The organism is Mycobacterium colombiense (assembly GCF_003284975.1).
In the GTDB taxonomy this organism is placed as follows: Bacteria; Actinomycetota; Actinomycetes; order Mycobacteriales; family Mycobacteriaceae; genus Mycobacterium; species Mycobacterium europaeum_A.
Genome location: NZ_QMEU01000085.1, coordinates 1 through 19,522 on the forward strand (window position 1 = coordinate 1; position 19,522 = coordinate 19,522).

Sequence of the window (19,522 nt, forward strand, 5' to 3'; positions counted from 1 at the left end):
TTCGCCGGAGAGGGCGCCAGCGTGCTGCAACGCGAACCGGACGGGCACGATCCCGTCACCAACATCAGCGCGCACCAGCTGATGCGGGCCATCGTGGACACCGGCGCCGCACAGGTGATGGTGCTGCCCAACGGCTACGTGGCGGCCGAGGAGTTGGTGGCCGGTTGCACCGCGGCCATCGGCTGGGGCATCGATGTGGTGCCGATCCCCACCGGGTCGATGGTCCAGGGGCTGGCGGCGCTGGCCGTGCACGAAACCGACCGGCAGGCGGTGGACGACGGCTACACCATGGCCCGCGCCGCCGGTGCGGCGCGGCACGGCTCGGTGCGCATCGCGACCGAGAGCGCGCTGACCTGGGCGGGGCGCTGCCGGCCCGGCGACGGCTTGGGCATCGCGGGCGATGAGGTGCTGATCGTGGCCGCCGATGTGGTCGGGGCGGCGATCGGCCTGCTCGACCTGCTGCTGGCCTCGGGCGGCGACCTGGTGACGGTGCTGCTGGGCGCCGGCATCGACACCGACGGCTCTGATGCCAATGCCGGCGCGGTCGGCGACATCCTGGAAGAACACATGCACGACCACCACCCCGGGACCGAACTGGTCACCTACCGCACCGGCCACCACGGTGACGCGCTGCTGATCGGGGTCGAGTAGCGATGGTGTCGGTGCGCGACCGGCTGGACTTCGTGGTGGGAGCCAAGGCCGCCGAATCGCTCGACGAGGTGTTCGGCATCCGCACCGTCGACGCCCTGCTGCGCCACTATCCGCGCAGCTATACCGAGGGCGCCTCGCGGTGGGGCTCCGATGACCAGCGGCCCGAAACGGGCGAGCACATCACCATCATCGACACGATCGCCGAAACCGAGACGTTTCCGATGAAGAAGAACCCGAAGAAGCTGTGCCACCGCATCACCCTGGGCGGCGGGCGGAACAAGGTGACCGCCACGTTCTTCAACGCGAACTACTTGAAGAAGGACCTGACCAAGGGCACCAAGGTGATGCTCTCCGGCGAGGTCGGGTTCTTCCGGAACGTCATGCAGCTGACGCACCCGGCGTTCCTCATCGTCGACTCGCCGGACGGACGCAACCGCGGGACGCGGTCGCTGAAGAACATCGCCAACGCCTCGGGCGCCACCAGCGGCGAAGAATTGCTGGACGCCTACGAACGCCATTTCTTCCCGATCTATCCCGCCAGCACGAAATTGCAGAGCTGGGACATCTTTTCGTGCGTGCGCCAAGTGCTCGACGTGCTGGACCCGGTGCCGGATCCGCTGCCCGAGGATTTGCGCGCGAAATTGGGCCTGGTCTCCGAGGACCAGGCGTTGCGCGACATCCATCTCGCCGAGAGCGAGCCGCGGCGGCAGCGGGCCCGCGAGCGCCTGACCTTCGACGAAGCCGTCGGCCTGCAATGGGCGCTGGTGGCCCGCCGCCACGGTGAACTGTCGGAGTCGGGGCCGCCGGCGTCGCCGCGGCCGGATGGCTTGGTCGCAGAACTGTTGGGGCGCTTGCCCTTTGAGTTGACCGCGGGGCAGCGCGAGGTGCTCGGCGTGCTGTCCGAGGGGCTCGCGGCGAGCCGGCCGTTGAACCGGCTGCTGCAAGGTGAGGTGGGTTCGGGCAAGACGATCGTCTCGGTGCTGGCGATGCTGCAGATGGTGGACGCCGGATATCAGTGCGCGCTGCTGGCGCCCACGGAAGTGCTTGCCGCGCAACATCTCCGATCGATCCGCGATGTGCTCGGCCCGTTGGCGATGGCGGGGCAGCTGGGTGGCGCCGATAACGGCACCCGGCTGGCGCTGCTGACCGGTTCGATGACCGTCGCGCAGAAAAAGCAGATTCGCGCCGAGATCGCCGGCGGTGAGGTCGGCATCGTCGTGGGCACCCACGCCCTGCTGCAGGACGCGGTGGAATTCGACAACCTGGGCATGGTGGTGGTCGACGAGCAACACCGCTTCGGTGTCGAGCAACGAGATCAGCTGCGCGCCAAAGCCCGTCCAGGTGTCACACCGCACCTGCTGGTGATGACCGCCACGCCGATACCGCGCACCGTCGCGCTCACCGTGTACGGGGACCTGGAAACCTCGACGCTGCGCGAACTTCCGCGCGGGCGCCAGCCGATCACCAGCAACGTCATCTTTGTCAAGGACAAGCCCGCGTGGCTTGGCCGGGCCTGGCAGCGGATCGCCGAGGAGGTCGCCGCCGGCCGTCAGGCCTACGTGGTGGCGGCGCGCATCGACGAGAGCGACGACCCGGGCGATGAGCAGAACGCCAAGGCGCCCGAGACCGCCGAGGGTCTTTACGCCCGGCTGCGCTCCGGGGAGTTGGCGAACCTGCGGCTGGGCCTGATGCACGGCCGGCTGTCCGCCGAGGAGAAGGACGCCGCCATGGCGGCCTTCCGGGCCGGTGAGGTCGATGTGCTGGTGTGCACCACCGTCATCGAGGTAGGCGTCGACGTCCCCAACGCCACCGTGATGCTGGTGATGGACGCCGACCGGTTCGGGATCAGTCAGTTGCACCAGCTGCGCGGCCGGATCGGCCGTGGCCAGCATCCGAGCCTGTGCCTGTTCGCCAGCTGGTCCGCGCCGGACTCGTCGGCCGGCCGCCGCTTGTGTGCGGTGGCCGAGACGCTGGACGGCTTCGCCCTGGCCGATCTCGACCTCAAGGAACGCCGGGAGGGAGATGTGTTGGGCCGCAACCAGTCCGGCAAGGCGATCACGCTGCGGCTGCTGTCCCTGGCCGACCACCTGGAGTTCATCGAGGCCGCGCGGGACTTCTGTGTCCGGGCCTACGCCGAGGACCGCTCCAATCCCGGATTGGGGCTGCTGGCCGCGCGATTCAACGACACCGACCGCATCGAATACCTGGACAAAAGTTGAATCGCAAAGTGCTGCTGTGGCTGGCCGCGGCGGCCGCGCTGGCGTTGCTGGTGGCCCATCAGACGGTCGGCTCCTCGACCGCCCGGCGTTCCGCCGAATACGCCGCGCGCGCCGAAGTTCCGACGGTGCAGCCGGGCACCGATGTGCTCGCCGGTGTGGCCGTCGTGCCGCTGCGCCGGCACCGCTACGACTACCTGCGCTCGGCGTTCGGCGACGCCTGGGACGACGACAACGATGCCCCGTTGGGGCGCAACGGATGTGACACGCGCGACGACATCCTCAACCGTGATCTGGTCGACAAAACGTATGTGTCGGTGAAACGGTGTCCGGACGCGGTGGCCACCGGCACGCTGCACGACCCCTACACCAGCAAGACCATCACCTTCCAGCGCGGCCCCAAGGTCGGTGAGTCCGTGCAGATCGACCACATCGTCCCGCTGGCCTACGCGTGGGATATGGGCGCGTACGGCTGGCCCGCCCCCGAGCGGCTGCGCTTCGCCAACGACCCGGCCAACCTGCTTGCCGTCGAAGGGCAGGCCAATCAGGACAAGGGCGATTCGCCGCCGGCGCAATGGATGCCGCCGAACGCGGCGTTCGCCTGCCAGTACGCGATGCAGTTCATCGCGGTGCTTCGTGGTTACTCGCTGCCGGTGGACCAGGCGTCGACCGGCGTGCTGCGCCAGGCGGCTACGACCTGCCCGACGGGGTAGCGCGGCGCCCTACGCGCCTTCGTAGGTCTCGGGGTCCGGTCGCAACCGGGTGCCGTCGTTGAGCCCGTTGAGCGCCTCGACATGCTCGTCGGCCAACTCGAAGTCGAAGACGTCGAGGTTGGAAGAGATGTGCTCGGGGTTGGCCGACCGGAAGACGACCGCATTGCCCAGCTGCAGGTTCCACCGCAGCAGCACCTGCGAGGCGGTCTTGCCGTATTCGCCGGCGACCGAATTCACCGTCGGGTTGTCGTTCAGCTTGCCCAGCGCCAGCGGCGTGTAGGACTGGGTGAGCACGTTGTGCTCGGCGTTGGTCTTGCGCAGCGCTTCCTGGTTGAGCAGCGGGTGCAGCTCGACTTGGTTGACCGCCGGGGTGACGAACGTCAGATCGATGACCGTCGTCAGGTGCTCGTCGGTGAAGTTGGATACACCGATCGAGCGGGCCTGACCTTCCGCGCGGGACTGGATCATGCCGCCGAAGGAGTTCACGTAGCTGCCCAGGGCCGGCGCCGGCCAGTGGATCAGGTAGAGGTCGACATAGTCCAGGCCGAGGCGCTCCAGGCTGGCGTTGCAGGCGTCCATCGCCCCCTTGAAACCCTGGTCCGCCGTGGCCAGCTTGGTGGTGACGAACAGCTCGGCGCGGGGAATGCCGGAGGCGGCGATGGCGCGCCCCACGGCGGCCTCGTTCCCGTAGGCCGCGGCGGTGTCGATCAGCCGGCAGCCGACTTCCAGCGCCGCCGACACCGCGCGTTCGGTCTCGTCATCCGACAATTCCGCGACGCCCAGGCCCAGGGCCGGGATCGTGTTCTCGTCGTTGAGAGCAATTGAGGGTACGGCGGAGCCCGACTCGCCAGCCAATTCATTCACCTGCCTGTGAAATTGAAGGTTCGAGATTGTGCACCGAGCCGAGTTCCGTCATCGAATTCGAGGCGCTGGTTTCGAAATCGAACACGTCGAAGTCGCTTGCAATCCGATGAAGGCTCACCGACCTGGGGACCACGATATTACCTAGTCAACAAATGCAACTGATCGACACCTGCACGCGGGTCGTCTTTCGCGGTGACGCGGTCCGATCCCACCATCGATGCCGCAGACTTCGCCCACCACGCGCTCGGCACGCCGATAGCGCTGCAGTAGCGTGGGTCACGCGGCATTGCCGCGTGTTTGGTGGCCGCCGGGGCCGGCAACGCTCCGAGGCGGTGGGCTCGGGGACCGAATAACTGTTCGTCAGCGCGCGTTCGCACGTGTTGTTAAGGGGGTTGCCTATGACCAGGCCTCTGTCAGGCGCACCGGAACTCGAGCGCGGCGCCGATCGCGCCTCAGTGCCGTTGGCCAGCCGGATCCAGAGCGCCGTCACCAGCGCCGGGGCCAAGGTCATCCCGTGGATCCCCACCGCCATCAGGCGCGGGCTGGTCCGCGGGCGCTCGGTGATCATCGACGGCAACACGCTGGACCCCACGCTGCAGCTGATGCTGTCGGGGCTGCGCGCGGTCGGCATCGACGGCCTGGTCGTCGACGACGACCCCCACGTCTCGCGAGCTCAGATGCGGGAATCGACAGTGGGGTTCCCCGGACCGCAGATCCACGTCGACGTCGCCGAGCTGACCCTGCCCGGCCCCGCCGGGCGGATCCCCGCCCGGCACTACCGTCCGCCCGGCGGCGAGGCGGCACCGCTGCTGGTCTTCTACCACGGCGGCGGCTGGTCCATCGGTGACCTGGACACCCACGACAGTCTGTGCCGGCTGACCTGCCGTGACGCCGGCATCCACGTGTTGTCCATCGACTATCGGCTGGCCCCCGAGCACCCGGCGCCGGCCGCGATCGAGGACGCCTACGCGGCCTTCACCTGGGCCTACGAGCACGCCGGCGAGTTGGGTGCGACGCCGGGCCGGGTCGCGGTCGGCGGGGACAGCGCCGGCGGCAACCTCGCCGCCGTCGTCAGCCAGATCGCGCGCGACGAGGGCGCCCCGGCGCCGGTGCTGCAATGGCTGATCTATCCGCGCACCGATTTCACCGCCAAGAATCGGTCGCTGACGCTGTTTTCGCGCGGTTTCCTGCTGACCAAGCGGGACATCGACTGGTTCGAATCGCAGTATCTGCGACGGTCGAACCTCGACCGCACCGATCCCCGGGTGTCGCCGGCGCTGGCCGAATCGCTGAGCGGACTGGCGCCCGCGCTGATCGCCGTCGCGGGTTTCGATCCGCTGCGTGACGAAGGCGAAAGCTACGCCGAGGCGCTGCGGGCCGCCGGCGTCGCGGTGGATCTGCGGTACCTGGGTTCGCTGACCCACGGCTTTGCCAACCTGTTCCAGTTGGGCGGCGACAGCATGGTCGCGACCAGCGAGCTGATCTCGGCGCTGCGCGCCCACCTGAGCCGGGTCTGATTCCCGCAGCGGTTGGCGCCGGTAATCTAGAGGCGCCTTGTCCGATCGCTTTGTCCGCACCCGGGCAGACCGACAACTCGTACCGAAAGATCAGGGAACCTGTGGCCGACAAACCCAAACGTCCCCCGCGATTCGACATGAAGTCGGCCTCCGGCGGTAAGTCGAGCCGGCTCGTCCAAATCGGCGGTACCGCATTCGTGGTGATCTTCGCGGTCGCCCTCGTCTTCTACATCGTGACCTCGCACCACAAGAAGTCCGGCCCCACCGGCGCGGGCGACACCGTTCGGGTCACGTCGAGCAAGCTGATCACCCAGCCCGGCACCAGCAACCCCAAGGCCGTGGTGACGTTCTATGAGGACTTCCTGTGTCCGGCCTGCGGTAACTTCGAGCGCACCTTCGGCCCGACGGTGTCCAAGCTCATCGACCTCGGCGCCATCGCGGGCGACTATTCGATGGTGTCGATCCTCGACAGCTCGCGGAACCAGAACTACTCCTCGCGCGCGGGCGCCGCGGCGCTCTGCGTCGCCGACGAGTCCCAGGACGCCTTCCGGCGCTTCCACTCCGCGCTGTTCAGCACCGACATCCAACCGAGCGAAACCGGCAAGAGCTTCCCGGACAACGCCCGGTTGATCGAACTCGCCCGCGAGGCCGGTGTGGTGGGCAAGGTGCCGGACTGCATCAACAGCGGCAAATACCTGTCGAAGGTCACCGGCGAAGCGGCGGCCGCACACATCAACGCCACGCCGACCATCAAGATCAACGGCGAAGACTACGACCCGTCGACACCCGAGGCGCTGGTCAACAAGATCAAGGAAATCGTGGGCAACATCCCGGGCATCGACGGCGCGGTCGCGCCGGCCGCGATGTGACCGGTGCGGTGTCGACCGAAGCGGTCGATCCCGCCGGCGACCTGACGCCGGATCCGGCTTCGGGGGCGCGCGTGCCTGCGCTCAGCGCCTGGTGGGTGCTCATCGCCGGGCTGGTCGGGCTGGCGGCGTCGGCGACGCTGACGGTCGAGAAGATCGACATCCTGGAAAATCCCGCGTACGTGCCGTCCTGCAACCTCAACCCGATCCTGTCCTGCGGCTCGGTGATGATCACGCCGCAGGCGTCACTGCTGGGTTTCCCCAACCCGCTGCTGGGCCTGGTGGCCTTCGCCGTGGTGGTCGTCACCGGGCTGCTGGCGCTGACGAAAGTTGCTCTGCCGCAGTGGTATTGGCTGGGTCTGACGGCCGGGTTGGTGGTCGGGGCGGTGTTCGTGCACTGGCTGATCTTCCAGAGCCTCTACCGCATCGGCGCCTTGTGCCCCTACTGCATGGTGGTGTGGGTCGTCACCATCTCGCTGCTGGTGGTGGTGGCCTCGATCGCCTATCGCCCGGCGCTGCAGCACCGGCAATCCGGCCCGGGCCGGCTGCTCTTCCAATGGCGGTGGTCGGTCGCCGCGCTGTGGTTCACCGCGGTGTTCTTGCTGATCATGGCCCGGTTCTGGGACTACTGGTCGACGCTGCTCTAGGAATTCGCAGGTGACCCGGATCATTGGCGGCGCGGCCGGGGGCCGTCGCATCGCGGTCCCGCCGCGCGGCACCAGGCCCACCACCGACCGGGTGCGCGAATCGCTGTTCAACATCCTCTCGGCCCGCCTGGACCTGACCGGTGTCGCCGTGCTGGACCTCTACGCCGGTTCGGGCGCATTGGGATTGGAGGCGCTGTCCCGCGGCGCCGCGGCCGCGCTCTTCGTGGAGTCTGAGCCGCGCAGCGCATCCGTCATCGCGCGCAACATCGAAACCGTGGGCCTGCCCGGTGCGACGCTGCGCCGCGCAGCGGTGGCGACCGTGTTGGCCGCCGGGACCGACGCCGCGTTCGATCTGGTGCTGGCCGACCCGCCCTACGATGTGGACGCCACCGAGGTCGAGGCCGTGCTGGCCGCCTTGCCCGCCCGTGGCTGGGTGCACCAGGGCAGCGTTGCGGTGGTGGAGCGTGCGGCCGGCGGCGCGCCGCTGGACTGGCCGGCCGGTTGGGCCGCGTGGCCGCACCGAGTGTATGGCGACACCCGGCTGGAGCTGGCCGAGCGCGATTGAGGTAGGCGTGTACCGTCGTTCGTCATGGCGCCGCTCCTCAGCATCGCTTCGTCCCCCGCAAGCGGGAGGTGCCCCCGCTGCATCGTCTCGCCGCGCGCCATGATCGCCGATGTCCGCAGATCACCCGCTTGCATCGGATGGCGCGCATGACGGGCGCGGTGTGCCCCGGGTCGTTCGACCCGGTGACGTTGGGTCACATCGACGTCTTCGAGCGCGCGTCGGCCCAGTTCGACGAGGTGGTGGTGGCGATCCTGACCAACCCCGCCAAAAAGGGCATGTTCGACCTCGACGAGCGGATCGCGATGATCAACGAATCGACGACGCACCTGCCCAACCTGCGGGTGGAGGCCGGGCAGGGCCTGGTCGTCGACTTCGTCCGGGCGCGGGGCATGACCGCCATCGTGAAGGGGTTGCGCACCGGCACCGATTTCGAATACGAGCTGCAGATGGCGCAGATGAACAAACACGTCGCCGGTGTAGACACCTTCTTCGTCGCTACCGCCCCGCGCTATTCGTTCGTGTCCTCATCGCTGGCCAAAGAGGTCGCGATGCTCGGCGGTGACGTGTCCGAACTGCTGCCCGAACCGGTCAATCGCCGTCTGCGCGAACGGCTTTCGGCCCGGTCCTGAATCGGCCGATCGACCGCGCAAAGCGTTGCGTGACAAGGGTTTTGGCCAACCTTTTACCCGGTGATGACCGGTGGTGACCCGCTAGTTGGTTGGTGGTGGTGGTTGGGGTTGGAAGGGGGTGTACCACCACCAGTCGGCGCGTTCGCCGATCGGTCCCGGACAGGGTGGGACTGTGGGTGGGGGCCCGGTGGGTGGGCGTGCCAGTGATCCCGGGCTCAGTGGGCGGCCGGTGGTGTCGGTGACGGTGAGTGCGTGTGCGGGTCCGGTGATGGTGAGGACACCACGATGATGCAGCCGGTGGTGGTAGGGGCACAGCAACACCAGGTTGGCCAACTCGGTGGGGCCGCCGTCTTCCCAGTGCCGCAGGTGATGAGCGTGCAGACCGCGGGTGGCGCCGCAGCCGGGCACCACACACGTGCGGTCGCGATACTCCAGCGCGCGGCGCAGCCGCCGGCTGATCAGCCGCGTGGCCCGCCCGGCGCCGATAACCTCGCCGCGGCGTTCGAACCACACTTCACCGGTGGCATCACAGCTCAAATATTGGCGGTCGGCATCGGCGAGCAGCGGACCCCGATGCAGCGCCGCGGCGGGCTTGTCCACATCGAGGTGCACCACCACGGTGGTGTGCTGCCCGTGCGGGCGCCGCGCCGCCTCGACATCCCACCCAGCCTCCACCAGACGCATAAACGCCTCGACCGTGCCCGGCATCGGCGGCCGCTGATCACCCGCGCCGGCGTCGCCGTGATCGCGCTTCCACTCACCGATCAGGGCGTCACGATGCGACGCCACCGCCGCGTCGAACTTCGCCGCATCATGGTGGCCCAGGGTGATCCGATAACAGCTGCCCGCCTCGGTGGTGGTCGCGGTGAACGAACGCTCCAGCTCCTCGGGCCGGGCCTCGGGGTCGGGGCGCGGTTCGAGCCTGACCGCGGTACGCAGCTGGTTGACCGTGGCCACCGCGGCCAGCTGCGCGTAGTGCTCATCGGACCCCTGCCCGCCCCGGGCGGCGATCACCCCGACCTGATCGGCCGACAGCCGACCCTGCCGCATGCCCGCCGCGCAGCGCGGAAACTCGGCCAACCGGTGTGCGATGGTGGCGATCGTGCGCGCGTTGGCCGGCGAGCAGCCCGTCTTCCAGGCCACCAACGCCGGCACCGACCGCGCCCCGGTGATACCGCACAATTCGTCGCGATCGATCTCGGCGACGATCTCCACGATGCGCCCATCGATCGCATTGCGCTGACCGGTCAACTCCGCCAACTCCTCGAACAACACCTCAAGACGATCCTTGGGGCGCACTTCGACGCTGACTGCAGTCGCGGTCGAAGACATGACATTATCATCGCAACGGGGTACGACAAGTTTTAGCCGTCGATCCGGGCCGGTGCCGGACCGCGCACCATCCACGCCGCGAAAACCACACGAGCTGCGTCGCGGTCTTCCGCGAAACGGGCGCAAGCGTGACCCGCGTTGATCGTTGCATGGACGAATTCCCATGCAGCAGCGAAGTTTTGATAGACAGCAACGTGTGCTCGGTCGATCGCGCCGGCGCCACTCACAGGAGGTAATCGATGGGCTCGAACGCCCTATGCTGCGCTCCGGCTGACCGAAAACGATCACCCGCGCCCACACAGAACGTATCTTGAAGATCTGATCCGTCAGGAGGGGGTACGCGAGGTCGCCGACGTCGATAGGAGAACGGCACCATGACGGTAGACAATCTGTTCGACGTACCCGAGGCCGCGGCCGATCTGGTTGCGCTGCTCGCCGACGAGGGAGTCGCGCACTTCTTCATCAACCCCGGAACCGATTCCGCGCCGATTCAGGAGGCGCTGGCGGCGGCGCGCGCCGCGGGCACGCCGAGCCCGCAAGCGGTGTTGTGCGTGCACGAGAGCATCGCGCTGGCCGCGGCCATCGGCCATCACATGGCCAGCGGCCGACCGCAGGCGGTCATGGTGCATGTCGACGCCGGCACGCTGAACCTGGGCTGCCAGCTGCACAACGCGCAGCGCAACGGGACCCCGGTGGTGGTGTTCGCCGGCCGCGCTCCGTACAGCTCGGCGCCGGGGGTGCGCGGTCACCGCGACACCTACATCCATTGGCAGCAGGAGCAACTCGACCAGCCCGCCGCGGTGCGCAACTACGCCAAGTGGCACATGGAGGTTCCCCGCGGCCGCGAGCTGGCCCCGATCGTCCGGCGAGCCTTCCAGGTCACCCAATCCTGCCCGTCCGGCCCCGCGTACGTCATGCTGCCGCGAGAAGCGTTGATGGAGCACGGGGTCGGCGCGCTGCCGCGCCGCCTGCCGCCGGCCATACCACCCGGCCCGGACCCGGGCGCGCTGGGACGCTTGGCGGGAATCCTGGTGGGGGGCAAGCGGGTTGTCATCGTCACGGACCGGACCGCCGCCGACCCCCCGACCGCAACGGTGCTGGGCCGCATCGCCGAGCTGCTGGGTGCGCCGGTGATCGATCAGGGCGACCGCGCCAACCTGCCGCTGGGACATCCGTTGCACGTGGTGGGCGACGCGGCCCCGCTGGAGAACGCCGACACCGTGCTGCTGTTGGACTGCGAAGTGCCCTGGGTGCCCGCGCAGCTGGCCCCGCCCGCGAATGCCCGCGTGGTGCAGATCGACGGCGATCCGGTCAAACCGAGCATGCCGCTGTGGTCGTTTCCGATCGAGGTCGCGCTGACCGCCGACACGCGGGTGGCGCTGCTGTTGCTCGAGCAGACCCTGTTGCGGCTGGCCACCGACGAGCTACGGGAGAAGTGGGCCGCGCGCCGGCAGGCGGCCGAGGCCGACACGGCGCAGCGCCAGCGCGAAGCGGCCCGCCGGGCCGCCTCCGATCGCCCGGCGGACGCACCCGATGCGATGCTGGCCGCGTTGGGCGGCGCCCTGCCCGACGACGCGGTGGTGGTCCAGGAGGCCGTGACCAACCGGTCCGCCGTGGCCCGGCAGGTGCGGCGGTCACCGGGGCAGCTCTTCGACACGGGCGCACCGGGATTGGGCTGGGCGCTCGGCGGCGCGTTCGGGGTCAAACTCGCCCGGCCGGAGGCGCCCGTCGTCGCCATCTGCGGCGACGGCTCGTTCAACTTCGGCGTGCCCACCGCCGCGTTGTGGTCCGCGCATCGCCATGGTGCGCCCTTCGTCACGGTCGTCCTGAACAACCAGTCGTATCTGGCCTCCAAGTTGCCGGTGATGGACCTGTATCCGCAGGGAGTGTCGGTGCGGGAGAACGACTTCGGCGAGACCCGGCTCACCCCCGACACCGACTACGCCGCGCTCGCCGCGGCGTGCGGTGGCAGCGGACGCACGGTGCACACGCCCGCGGAGATGAGCAAGGCCGTCGAATGGGCGCTCGCCGAGGCCGGGCAAGGACGCTGCGTGGTGCTGGACGTGCGGTTGCCGCAACCCTGAGACTCCTCAGTGGCGGTGCTCTGATTGGCCGGCCTCGGGGGAGCCGCCCATCATCCGCACCATCGGCAGACCTCCGGACGTGACGAACCGGGCGATCAGGACTGCCGCGAGCATCAGGAAGACGATGTTGAGCCACGTCGTGTAGTTCCAGGAGATCGACGCCTCGATCACCGTCGCATTGCGCTGCTTGGGAATGAGATGCGTTGTGCCGAAGATTAATTCGACCAGATATCCGGCGGCCACCATCGCGGCGTAGAAGGTGCCCAGTAGCGTCAGCATCATCTTGGCGCCGTAATACTTGCGGTAGATGTTGAGGATCGGAAGGATCAACAGGTCGGCGTAGATGAAGGCGATGACACCGCCGAAGCTGATGCCTCCGTTCCACAACACCGCGGCCAGCGGCACATTGCCGATGGAGCACACGAAGGACACGATCGCCACAATGGGCCCGACGATCGGACCCCACAGCGCCGAGAGGCCCGGGTGATCGGCTAAAAAGAAGACCTGCCAGAACTTTTCGGGCACCCAGGCCGCGACGGCGCCGGCGATCAACAAGCCCAGCACGAGGTCGCGCAGGATAGCCAGCCACTCCATCACGAACACGTGTGAAACCGAGGTGAGGCCCGCCGGGGAAAACAGCCGTCGCCAGAACGAGCCCTCGCCCTGGATCGACATGTCCATGGCGGCATGGCCTTCCATGGAGCCGGCGATTCCCCGCTCCGCCTGCGCGCGGGCGGCGTCGACGAGCCGCGAACGCACGAACAGCCGGAACAGCACGGCCAGCGCGACGATCATCAGTGGGCCGCCGACGAATTCGGCGGCGGTGAATTGCCAGCCCATCAGCAGCGCCAGGATGATGCCCAGCTCCACCACCAGGTTGGTGGAACCGATTTCGAACGCCATCGCGGCGGTGAAGTCGGCGCCCTTGCGAAACAGCGACCGCGCCAGCGCCACCGCGGCGTACGAGCACGACGACGACGCCGCGCCCAGCCCCGCGGAGACCGCCAGGGTGCGCGGACGGTCGTCACCCATCAGCGACACGATGGTCGAGCGACGCACGACGGCCTGCACCACCGCCGAGAGGGCGAAACCCAGGATCAGTGCCCACAAGATTTCCCACGTCATCGAGCCCGCGAGTGTCAAGGCGTGCCCGATCGCCGATAGCACCGTCATTGAGAATCCTCCTGGGTAAACCGTAGGGCGCCCACGTATCCCGTGAAGTATACCCCGAGGGGGTATATCGCCGACGGTCGCGATAGTGGCCCGGCCGCCCGGCACCTAGAATCGCTGGCAGATAGCCGGGCCCCGGCGGGTCGACGCAAACCCCGGGCCCCGCGCCCGTCAAGCCTCGGCGGGGGCCCGGCGCCGAATATGGATGAACCACCTCGCGCGGTCGTCGCGGCCGCGGTAACAGCGTGAACGGGCGCTTTCTGATGACACTGGATTCCTGCGACCTGGCCGGAAACGGCGCACCGGGGCGTTTGAGGCGCCCCGAACGGGCAAATACCCGACACACCGGGCTCGCCACCGCTGTCACAGTGACAACACCAGGCACACTGGTAACAACCGGATCTTTGCAGACGCCAGGAGGGTATGGCCGTGTATCGAGTCTTTGAGGCGCTGGACGAACTCAGCGCCATCGTGGAAGAAGCCCGTGGCGTTCCGATGACGGCCGGCTGCGTGGTGCCCCGCGGCGACGTGCTGGAGTTGATCGACGACATCAAGGATGCGATTCCGGGCGAACTGGATGACGCCCAGGATGTGCTGGACGCCCGCGATTCGATGCTGCAGGACGCCAAGACGCACTCCGAGTCCATGGTGGCCTCGGCGACCACCGAGTCGGAGTCCATGCTCAACCACGCCCGCGCGGAGGCCGACCGGCTGCTGTCCGACGCCAAGGCGCAAGCCGACCGGATGGTGAGCGAGGCGCGCCAGCACAGCGAGCGGATGGTCGGCGAGGCCCGCGAAGAGTCGATGCGCATCGCCACGGCGGCCAAGCGCGAGTACGAAGCCAGCGTCGGTCGCGCCCAGGCCGAAGCCGACCGGCTGCTGGAAAACGGCAACATCTCCTACGAGAAGGCCGTGCAAGAGGGCATCAAGGAGCAGCAGCGCCTGGTGTCGCAGAACAGCGTGGTGGAGGCGGCCAACGCCGAGGCCACCCGGCTCATCGACTCGGCGCACGCCGAGGCCGACCGGCTGCGCGGCGAGTGCGACATCTACGTCGACAACAAGCTCGCCGAGTTCGAGGAATTCCTCAACGGCACCCTGCGCTCGGTGGGACGCGGTCGTCACCAACTGCGCACCGCCGCCGGAACCCACGACTACGCCGTGCGCTAGCCCCGCGCGGCGGTCGACCCGGGCGGCCACGCCCTGGAATTGTCCGGTCGGCGCCGTAGGATTTCCTACTATGACGCGGCAGCACAGCACATCATCGGCCCGCGGCGCAGCGTCACGGCTTGCCGGACCGATGGCGTTCGACATCACCCGGCTCGGGCGGCGCCCCGGGGCCATGGTCACCCTGCGAAAGACCGTGCCCAGTCCGTCCCGCATCGGGCTGGACATGATCGCGATCGAGGCCGGCGCGGACCTGGACCTGGACCTCCAGGTCCAATCGGTGTCCGAAGGCGTCCTGGTGACCGGTACGGTGACCGCCCCGACCGCCGGTGAGTGCTCGCGTTGCCTGACCAAGCTACAAAGTCACGTGCAGGTGCGGCTGACCGAACTGTTCGCCTACCCGGACAGCACCACCGAGGCGACCACCGAGGAAGACGAGGTGGGCCACATTGTGGACGACACCATCGACCTCGAGCAGTCGATCCGCGACGCCGTCGGGCTCGAGCTCCCGTTCTCGCCCGTGTGCACCCCGGACTGCCCGGGGCTGTGCCCCGAGTGCGGCGTCGCGCTGGCCGCCGAGCCGGGCCACCGGCACGATCGCATCGATCCGCGGTGGGCCAAGCTGGCGGGCATGTTCGGCGCCGAGTCGGACGAGTCGCGGGACCAGCGGTGAGCTCACGGCAGGTTCTGCTCGACGCCCTCGGGGTTGAACTGTCCGACGAACTGCTGTCCCTGGCGCTGACGCATCGCAGCTACGCCTACGAGCACGGCGGCCTGCCCACCAACGAGCGCCTGGAGTTCCTGGGCGATGCCGTGCTGGGGCTGACCATCACCGACGAGCTCTACCACCGCCACCCCGACCGCAGCGAGGGTGACCTGGCCAAGCTGCGGGCCAGCGTCGTCAACACCCAGGCGCTGGCCGACGTCGCGCGCAAGCTGTGCGACGGTGGCCTCGGCGTCCATCTGCTGCTCGGGCGTGGGGAGGCCAACACCGGCGGGGCCGACAAATCCAGCATCCTGGCCGACGGGATGGAATCGCTGCTCGGTGCGATCTACCTCGACCACGGGATCGACGTTGCGCGCGAGGTGATTCTGCGGTTGTTCGGTCCGCTGCTGGACGCCGCGCCGACGCTGGGAGCCGGGCTGGACTGGAAGACGAGCCTGCAGGAACTGACCGCGGCGCGCGGCATGGGCGCGCCGTCCTACGTCGTCACCTCCACCGGCCCCGACCACGACAAGGAATTCACCGCGGTGGTCGTGGTGGCCGAGACCGAATACGGCACCGGGGTGGGCCGCTCCAAGAAGGAAGCCGAGCAGAAGGCCGCGGCCCAGACCTGGAAAACCCTCGACGTGCTGGACACCGCAGGGACGACGCCCAACTAGATGGTGTCTGTCTGAATGCCCGAACTGCCCGAAGTCGAGGTGGTGCGCCGCGGCCTGCATGCCCACGTCGTCGGCAAGACGATCACCGCCGTGCGGGTGCATCACCCGCGCGCGGTGCGTCGTCATGAAGCGGGGCCCGCGGACCTGACCGCCCGGCTGCTGAACGCGCGAATCACCGGCACCGATCGGCGCGGCAAATACCTGTGGCTGCTGCTCGACACCGAACCCGTTGGGCAGCAATCGGATACGGCGCTGGTGGTTCACCTCGGCATGAGCGGGCAGATGTTACTCGGTGCGGTGCCGCGCGCCGACCACGTCCGGATCTCCGCGCTGCTCGACGACGGGACCGTGCTGAGTTTCGCCGACCAGCGCACCTTCGGGGGGTGGATGCTCGCCGATCTGGTCGAAGTGGACGGCAGCGTGGTGCCCGAACCGGTCGCGCACCTGGCGCGCGACCCGCTGGACCCCCGCTTCAATGCGGACGCGGTGGTAAAAGTATTGCGGCGCAAGCATTCCGAGATCAAGCGGCAGCTGCTCGATCAGCAGGTGGTGTCGGGTATCGGCAACATCTACGCCGATGAGGCGCTGTGGCGGGCCAAGCTGCACGGCGCGCGGCTGTCCGACACGCTGAGCCGCAAGCAGCTGACCGCCGTGCTCGACGCGGCCGCCGCCGTGATGCGCGACGCGCTGGCCAAAGGGGGGACGTCGTTTGACTCGCTGTATGTCAACGTCAACGGCGAGTCCGGATATTTCGACCGATCGTTGGACGCCTACGGCCGTGAGGGCCACGCCTGCCGTCGCTGCGGGGCGGTGATGCGCCGGGAGAAGTTCATGAACCGCTCGTCGTTCTACTGCCCGAAATGTCAACCGCGCCCGCGGGGTTGAGCTTTCGAACGCCGGTGAGTCAATCGAAGATGTCGCGGCGCAGCGTCCCGGTGGGCAGCGCCGGGTCCACGAACCACTCGTGGCTGAACAGCGCACCGAATACCTGAGGCGGCAACCGCAGCAGCACCTCGAACACGCGCGCAACCAGACCCGAAGCGCCGATCTGGGAGCGGTGCGCGGCGAATGCGTCGCGCTTCTGGCGCGCGAATCCGAAGACGTTGACGCGATGGGTGATTGTGGCGCGGGGGGCGTAGGCGTCGCGGACGATATCGCGTTCGTATGGCTGCGGCAGCCGCAACACATGCGCGACATCGCTGACGCGAAGCAGCATTTCGCGCGGCATCGTCACCTCCAGTACCCGCGCAATGGCGGCGAGCTCGGCCGCCCGTTTGCCCACGTGGTGCACCTGGACGTGGTCGCGGTGGCCGTAGCCGCCGTTGGGCTGATAGCTGAGCAGCAGGTCGGCGTGTTCGTCGCGCAGGATGCCGGCCAGGCGCCCGGCCGCCTCGTCGAGGTTCGCCCGGCCGAAGCGGGTGCGCCCGGGCGGATCCGGGTAGAAAAGCGGGCCGTAGCCGCTGTCGGCGTACCCCAGGCACTCCACCCGATGCGCCCCGAGAATGCTTGCGCTCAAACGCAATTCGTCTAGCCGGTCGTTGTCGTCCTCGTTGTGCACGCGACCGTCGGTCGCCGTGACCACGACCACCCGGTGCCCGGCCGCCGCCGCCCGCGCCAGGGTGCCGCCCGTGAGCACGACCTCGTCGTCCGGGTGGGCATGGAATGCGACCACGGTGGACATGCAAAACAGTATGCCCGTGCCTGAAAAGTTCGGACGCCCGGTAGAAATGAGCCATGGCCGAACTATGGGTGGAACGCACCGGAACTCGCCGCTACACCGGGTACAGCTCACGAGGGGCGCAGGTGCTGATCGGCTCGGAGGACGTCGAAGGCGTGTTCACCCCCGGTGAGCTGCTCAAGATCGCGCTCGCGGCGTGCAGCGGGATGTCCAGCGACCTGCCGCTGGCCCGCCGGCTGGGTGACGACTACAAGGCGGTGGTGAAGGTCTCCGGCGCTGCCGACCGGGAGCAGGAACGCTATCCGCTGCTCGAGGAGACCCTGGAACTGGACCTGTCGTCGCTGGCCGACGACGAGAAGCAGCGCCTGCTGGTCGTAGTCAACCGCGCGATCGACCAGGTCTGCACGGTCGGCCGCACGCTCAAGTCCGGAACCACCGTCAACTTCGAGGTCAGCTCCGAGGCGAAAAATGTCGGAGCCTGACACCCGGCTCACCGCATGGGTGCACGGCCAGGTCCAAGGCGTCGGTTTCCGCTGGTGGACCCGCTGCCGGGCGCTGGAGCTGGGCCTCACCGGTTACGCCGCCAACCAGTCCGACGGCCGCGTTCTGGTGGTCGCCCAGGGCCCGCGGTCGGCCGGCGAGAAGCTGTTGCACCTGCTGGAAGGCGGCACCGCATGGCCGTCGCGGCCCGGCCACGTCGACAAGGTGGTCGCCGACTGGTCCCCGCCGCAGGAGCGGTTCGAGGGTTTCGTCGAGCGCTGACGGGCAGGTCGGGGCGTCCGCCGAGCCGCTGGGCGCCACATCGTCACACCGGCACCGGTTGCGGCGTCGATGGGCGAATCCGCAACGTGATTGCACCGGCGCTAGTGCATTTCGCACGGCGACATTCACCTCCATCCCGTGGCTGATGTGACCACTGTGACCAGTGCGTCGACCGCCCGAAACGCCGCCCTATTTCGGGCCGGCCGACACCCCGCGGTGCCGCCGTCCGGGCCGATTTGAGCGGTAGTCTGGCTCGCCGTGTACCTCAAGAGTCTGACGCTGAAGGGCTTCAAGTCCTTCGCCTCGCCGACGACTCTGCGGTTCGAACCGGGCATCACCGCCGTCGTCGGGCCCAACGGCTCGGGCAAATCCAACGTCGTCGACGCGCTTGCGTGGGTCATGGGGGAGCAGGGAGCAAAGACCCTGCGCGGCGGGAAGATGGAGGACGTCATCTTCGCCGGGACGTCGTCGCGGGCCCCGCTGGGCCGCGCAGAGGTCACCGTCACCATCGACAACTCCGACAACGCGCTGCCCATCGAATACTCCGAGGTGTCCATCACGCGGCGGATGTTCCGCGACGGCGCCAGCGAGTACGAAATCAACGGCAGCAGTTGCCGTTTGATGGATGTTCAGGAGCTGCTGAGCGACTCCGGCATCGGCCGGGAGATGCACGTCATCGTCGGGCAGGGCAAGCTCGACGAGATCCTGCAATCGCGGCCGGAAGACCGTCGCGCGTTCATCGAGGAAGCCGCCGGCGTGCTCAAGCACCGCAAGCGCAAGGAAAAGGCGCTGCGCAAACTCGACGCGATGTCGGCGAACCTGGCGCGGCTGACCGACCTGACCACCGAGTTACGTCGCCAGCTCAAACCGCTGGGCCGCCAGGCCGAGGTGGCGCGTCGCGCCCAGACCATCCAGGCCGACCTGCGCGACGCCCGGCTGCGGCTGGCCGCCGATGACCTGGTCAACCGGCAGGGCGAACGGGAGGCCATCTTCGAGGCCGAGGCCGCCATGCGCCGCGACCACGACCAGGCGTCCTCGCGGCTGGCGGTGGCGTCCGAGGAGCTGACAACGCATGAGGCGGCGGTCGCCGAACTGTCCAGCCGCGCCGAGTCCGTTCAGCACACCTGGTTTGCGCTGTCCGCGCTGGCCGAACGGGTCGCCGCGACCGTGCGCATCGCCAGCGAGCGGGCCCAGCACCTCGATGTCGAGCCGGTCGCCACCGGCGACACCGACCCCAGAAACCCTGAGGAGCTGGAAGCCGAGGCCGAGCGGGTCGCCGCC

At 68.5% G+C, this 19,522-nt stretch carries 19 protein-coding genes and 2 pseudogenes; 16 read left to right on the forward strand and 5 right to left on the reverse strand.

Translation table 11 applies throughout. The annotated features are described in order from the left end of the window. The 3 genes and pseudogenes from DQP58_RS20385 to DQP58_RS20395 form a co-directional block, all read left to right on the forward strand. Positions 1 to 651 (forward strand): annotated as a pseudogene (locus DQP58_RS20385) (DAK2 domain-containing protein); the annotation flags it as partial. Between the two features lie 2 nt (positions 652 to 653). After that, positions 654 to 2,870: an ATP-dependent DNA helicase RecG gene (gene recG, locus DQP58_RS20390; RefSeq protein ID WP_112710031.1), complete on the forward strand. Its 2,217-nt coding sequence runs from the start codon at positions 654 to 656 to the stop codon at positions 2,868 to 2,870. Continuing rightward, positions 2,867 to 3,580 carry an HNH endonuclease family protein gene (locus DQP58_RS20395; protein ID WP_112710032.1) on the forward strand — a complete coding sequence of 238 codons (714 nt, stop codon included), beginning with the start codon at positions 2,867 to 2,869 and terminating at the stop codon, positions 3,578 to 3,580. Before recG ends, DQP58_RS20395 begins: the two co-directional genes overlap by 4 nt. Positions 3,581 to 3,589: 9 nt before the next feature. Here the strand turns inward: DQP58_RS20395 and DQP58_RS20400 are convergent, their stop codons facing one another. Both DQP58_RS20400 and DQP58_RS27235 read right to left on the reverse strand, forming a co-directional pair. Then, positions 3,590 to 4,435, reverse strand: a complete 846-nt coding sequence (locus tag DQP58_RS20400) for an aldo/keto reductase (protein ID WP_112710046.1) — start codon at positions 4,433 to 4,435, stop codon at positions 3,590 to 3,592. A 5-nt stretch (positions 4,436 to 4,440) separates the two neighbouring features. Next, a pseudogene (locus DQP58_RS27235) lies at positions 4,441 to 4,589 on the reverse strand (aldo/keto reductase); the annotation flags it as partial. 253 nt (positions 4,590 to 4,842) lie between these two features. Between DQP58_RS27235 and DQP58_RS20405 the strand changes: the two are divergent. The 5 genes from DQP58_RS20405 (at position 4,843) to coaD (ending at position 8,668) form a co-directional block, all read left to right on the forward strand. Continuing rightward, on the forward strand, positions 4,843 to 5,961 hold the full coding sequence (locus tag DQP58_RS20405) for an alpha/beta hydrolase (RefSeq protein ID WP_112710033.1): 1,119 nt from the start codon (positions 4,843 to 4,845) through the stop codon (positions 5,959 to 5,961). A gap of 101 nt (positions 5,962 to 6,062) precedes the next feature. Next, positions 6,063 to 6,830 carry a DsbA family protein gene (locus DQP58_RS20410; RefSeq protein WP_112710034.1) on the forward strand — a complete coding sequence of 256 codons (768 nt, stop codon included), beginning with the start codon at positions 6,063 to 6,065 and terminating at the stop codon, positions 6,828 to 6,830. Then, positions 6,827 to 7,474 carry a vitamin K epoxide reductase family protein gene (locus DQP58_RS20415; RefSeq protein WP_112710035.1) on the forward strand — a complete coding sequence of 216 codons (648 nt, stop codon included), beginning with the start codon at positions 6,827 to 6,829 and terminating at the stop codon, positions 7,472 to 7,474. The genes DQP58_RS20410 and DQP58_RS20415 overlap by 4 nt, the downstream gene beginning before the upstream one ends. Before the next feature lie 10 nt (positions 7,475 to 7,484). Next, positions 7,485 to 8,039, forward strand: a complete 555-nt coding sequence (rsmD, locus tag DQP58_RS20420) for a 16S rRNA (guanine(966)-N(2))-methyltransferase RsmD (RefSeq protein WP_112710036.1) — start codon at positions 7,485 to 7,487, stop codon at positions 8,037 to 8,039. Between the two features lie 146 nt (positions 8,040 to 8,185). Continuing rightward, positions 8,186 to 8,668, forward strand: coding sequence for a pantetheine-phosphate adenylyltransferase (coaD, locus tag DQP58_RS20425; protein ID WP_066860053.1), 483 nt, complete (start codon positions 8,186 to 8,188; stop codon positions 8,666 to 8,668). Positions 8,669 to 8,749: 81 nt separating this feature from the next. Here the strand turns inward: coaD and DQP58_RS20430 are convergent, their stop codons facing one another. Further along, positions 8,750 to 10,000: an HNH endonuclease signature motif containing protein gene (locus DQP58_RS20430; RefSeq protein WP_112710037.1), complete on the reverse strand. Its 1,251-nt coding sequence runs from the start codon at positions 9,998 to 10,000 to the stop codon at positions 8,750 to 8,752. A 374-nt stretch (positions 10,001 to 10,374) separates the two neighbouring features. On the opposite strand from DQP58_RS20430, the gene DQP58_RS20440 reads away from it, so the two are divergent. Next, positions 10,375 to 12,084, forward strand: coding sequence for a thiamine pyrophosphate-requiring protein (locus DQP58_RS20440; protein WP_112710039.1), 1,710 nt, complete (start codon positions 10,375 to 10,377; stop codon positions 12,082 to 12,084). A 6-nt stretch (positions 12,085 to 12,090) separates the two neighbouring features. Here the strand turns inward: DQP58_RS20440 and DQP58_RS20445 are convergent, their stop codons facing one another. Then, positions 12,091 to 13,257 carry a permease gene (locus DQP58_RS20445; RefSeq protein ID WP_112710040.1) on the reverse strand — a complete coding sequence of 389 codons (1,167 nt, stop codon included), beginning with the start codon at positions 13,255 to 13,257 and terminating at the stop codon, positions 12,091 to 12,093. A 426-nt stretch (positions 13,258 to 13,683) separates the two neighbouring features. On the opposite strand from DQP58_RS20445, the gene sepIVA reads away from it, so the two are divergent. The 4 genes from sepIVA to mutM all read left to right on the forward strand — a co-directional run bounded on the left by sepIVA (position 13,684) and on the right by mutM (position 16,686). Next, complete coding sequence (gene sepIVA / locus DQP58_RS20450; RefSeq protein ID WP_066860047.1) at positions 13,684 to 14,421, forward strand: cell division protein SepIVA; 738 nt, start codon at positions 13,684 to 13,686, stop codon at positions 14,419 to 14,421. 70 nt (positions 14,422 to 14,491) lie between these two features. Next, complete coding sequence (locus DQP58_RS20455) at positions 14,492 to 15,091, forward strand: YceD family protein (protein WP_205869494.1); 600 nt, start codon at positions 14,492 to 14,494, stop codon at positions 15,089 to 15,091. Then, positions 15,088 to 15,801, forward strand: a complete 714-nt coding sequence (gene rnc, locus DQP58_RS20460; protein ID WP_112710042.1) for a ribonuclease III — start codon at positions 15,088 to 15,090, stop codon at positions 15,799 to 15,801. Before DQP58_RS20455 ends, rnc begins: the two co-directional genes overlap by 4 nt. A gap of 15 nt (positions 15,802 to 15,816) precedes the next feature. Next, complete coding sequence (gene mutM / locus DQP58_RS20465) at positions 15,817 to 16,686, forward strand: DNA-formamidopyrimidine glycosylase (protein WP_112710043.1); 870 nt, start codon at positions 15,817 to 15,819, stop codon at positions 16,684 to 16,686. A 19-nt stretch (positions 16,687 to 16,705) separates the two neighbouring features. On the opposite strand, the gene DQP58_RS20470 is transcribed toward mutM, so the two are convergent. Beyond that, positions 16,706 to 17,482, reverse strand: coding sequence for a PIG-L deacetylase family protein (locus tag DQP58_RS20470; protein ID WP_112710044.1), 777 nt, complete (start codon positions 17,480 to 17,482; stop codon positions 16,706 to 16,708). Positions 17,483 to 17,535: 53 nt separating this feature from the next. On the opposite strand from DQP58_RS20470, the gene DQP58_RS20475 reads away from it, so the two are divergent. The 3 genes from DQP58_RS20475 to DQP58_RS20485 form a co-directional block, all read left to right on the forward strand. Further along, a complete protein-coding gene (locus DQP58_RS20475) occupies positions 17,536 to 17,961 on the forward strand; it encodes an OsmC family protein (RefSeq protein ID WP_066859989.1) in 426 nt (141 codons plus the stop codon). After that, on the forward strand, positions 17,948 to 18,241 hold the full coding sequence (locus DQP58_RS20480; protein WP_112710045.1) for an acylphosphatase: 294 nt from the start codon (positions 17,948 to 17,950) through the stop codon (positions 18,239 to 18,241). The genes DQP58_RS20475 and DQP58_RS20480 overlap by 14 nt, the downstream gene beginning before the upstream one ends. Positions 18,242 to 18,499: 258 nt before the next feature. Next, a partial coding sequence (locus DQP58_RS20485; protein WP_165827923.1) for a chromosome segregation SMC family protein occupies positions 18,500 to 19,522 on the forward strand: 1,023 nt, incomplete at its 3' end.

Coding starts and splice junctions, on each gene's coding strand:
- DQP58_RS20405 (WP_112710033.1), top strand. CDS start 4,843: ATGACCAGGCCTCTGTCAGGCGCACCGGAACTCGAGCGCGGCGCCGAT.
- recG (WP_112710031.1), top strand. CDS start 654: ATGGTGTCGGTGCGCGACCGGCTGGACTTCGTGGTGGGAGCCAAGGCC.
- mutM (WP_112710043.1), top strand. CDS start 15,817: ATGCCCGAACTGCCCGAAGTCGAGGTGGTGCGCCGCGGCCTGCATGCC.
- DQP58_RS20470 (WP_112710044.1), bottom strand. CDS start 17,482: ATGTCCACCGTGGTCGCATTCCATGCCCACCCGGACGACGAGGTCGTG.
- DQP58_RS20440 (WP_112710039.1), top strand. CDS start 10,375: ATGACGGTAGACAATCTGTTCGACGTACCCGAGGCCGCGGCCGATCTG.
- coaD (WP_066860053.1), top strand. CDS start 8,186: ATGACGGGCGCGGTGTGCCCCGGGTCGTTCGACCCGGTGACGTTGGGT.
- DQP58_RS20475 (WP_066859989.1), top strand. CDS start 17,536: ATGGCCGAACTATGGGTGGAACGCACCGGAACTCGCCGCTACACCGGG.
- DQP58_RS20430 (WP_112710037.1), bottom strand. CDS start 10,000: ATGTCTTCGACCGCGACTGCAGTCAGCGTCGAAGTGCGCCCCAAGGAT.
- DQP58_RS20455 (WP_205869494.1), top strand. CDS start 14,492: ATGACGCGGCAGCACAGCACATCATCGGCCCGCGGCGCAGCGTCACGG.
- DQP58_RS20480 (WP_112710045.1), top strand. CDS start 17,948: ATGTCGGAGCCTGACACCCGGCTCACCGCATGGGTGCACGGCCAGGTC.
- DQP58_RS20445 (WP_112710040.1), bottom strand. CDS start 13,257: ATGACGGTGCTATCGGCGATCGGGCACGCCTTGACACTCGCGGGCTCG.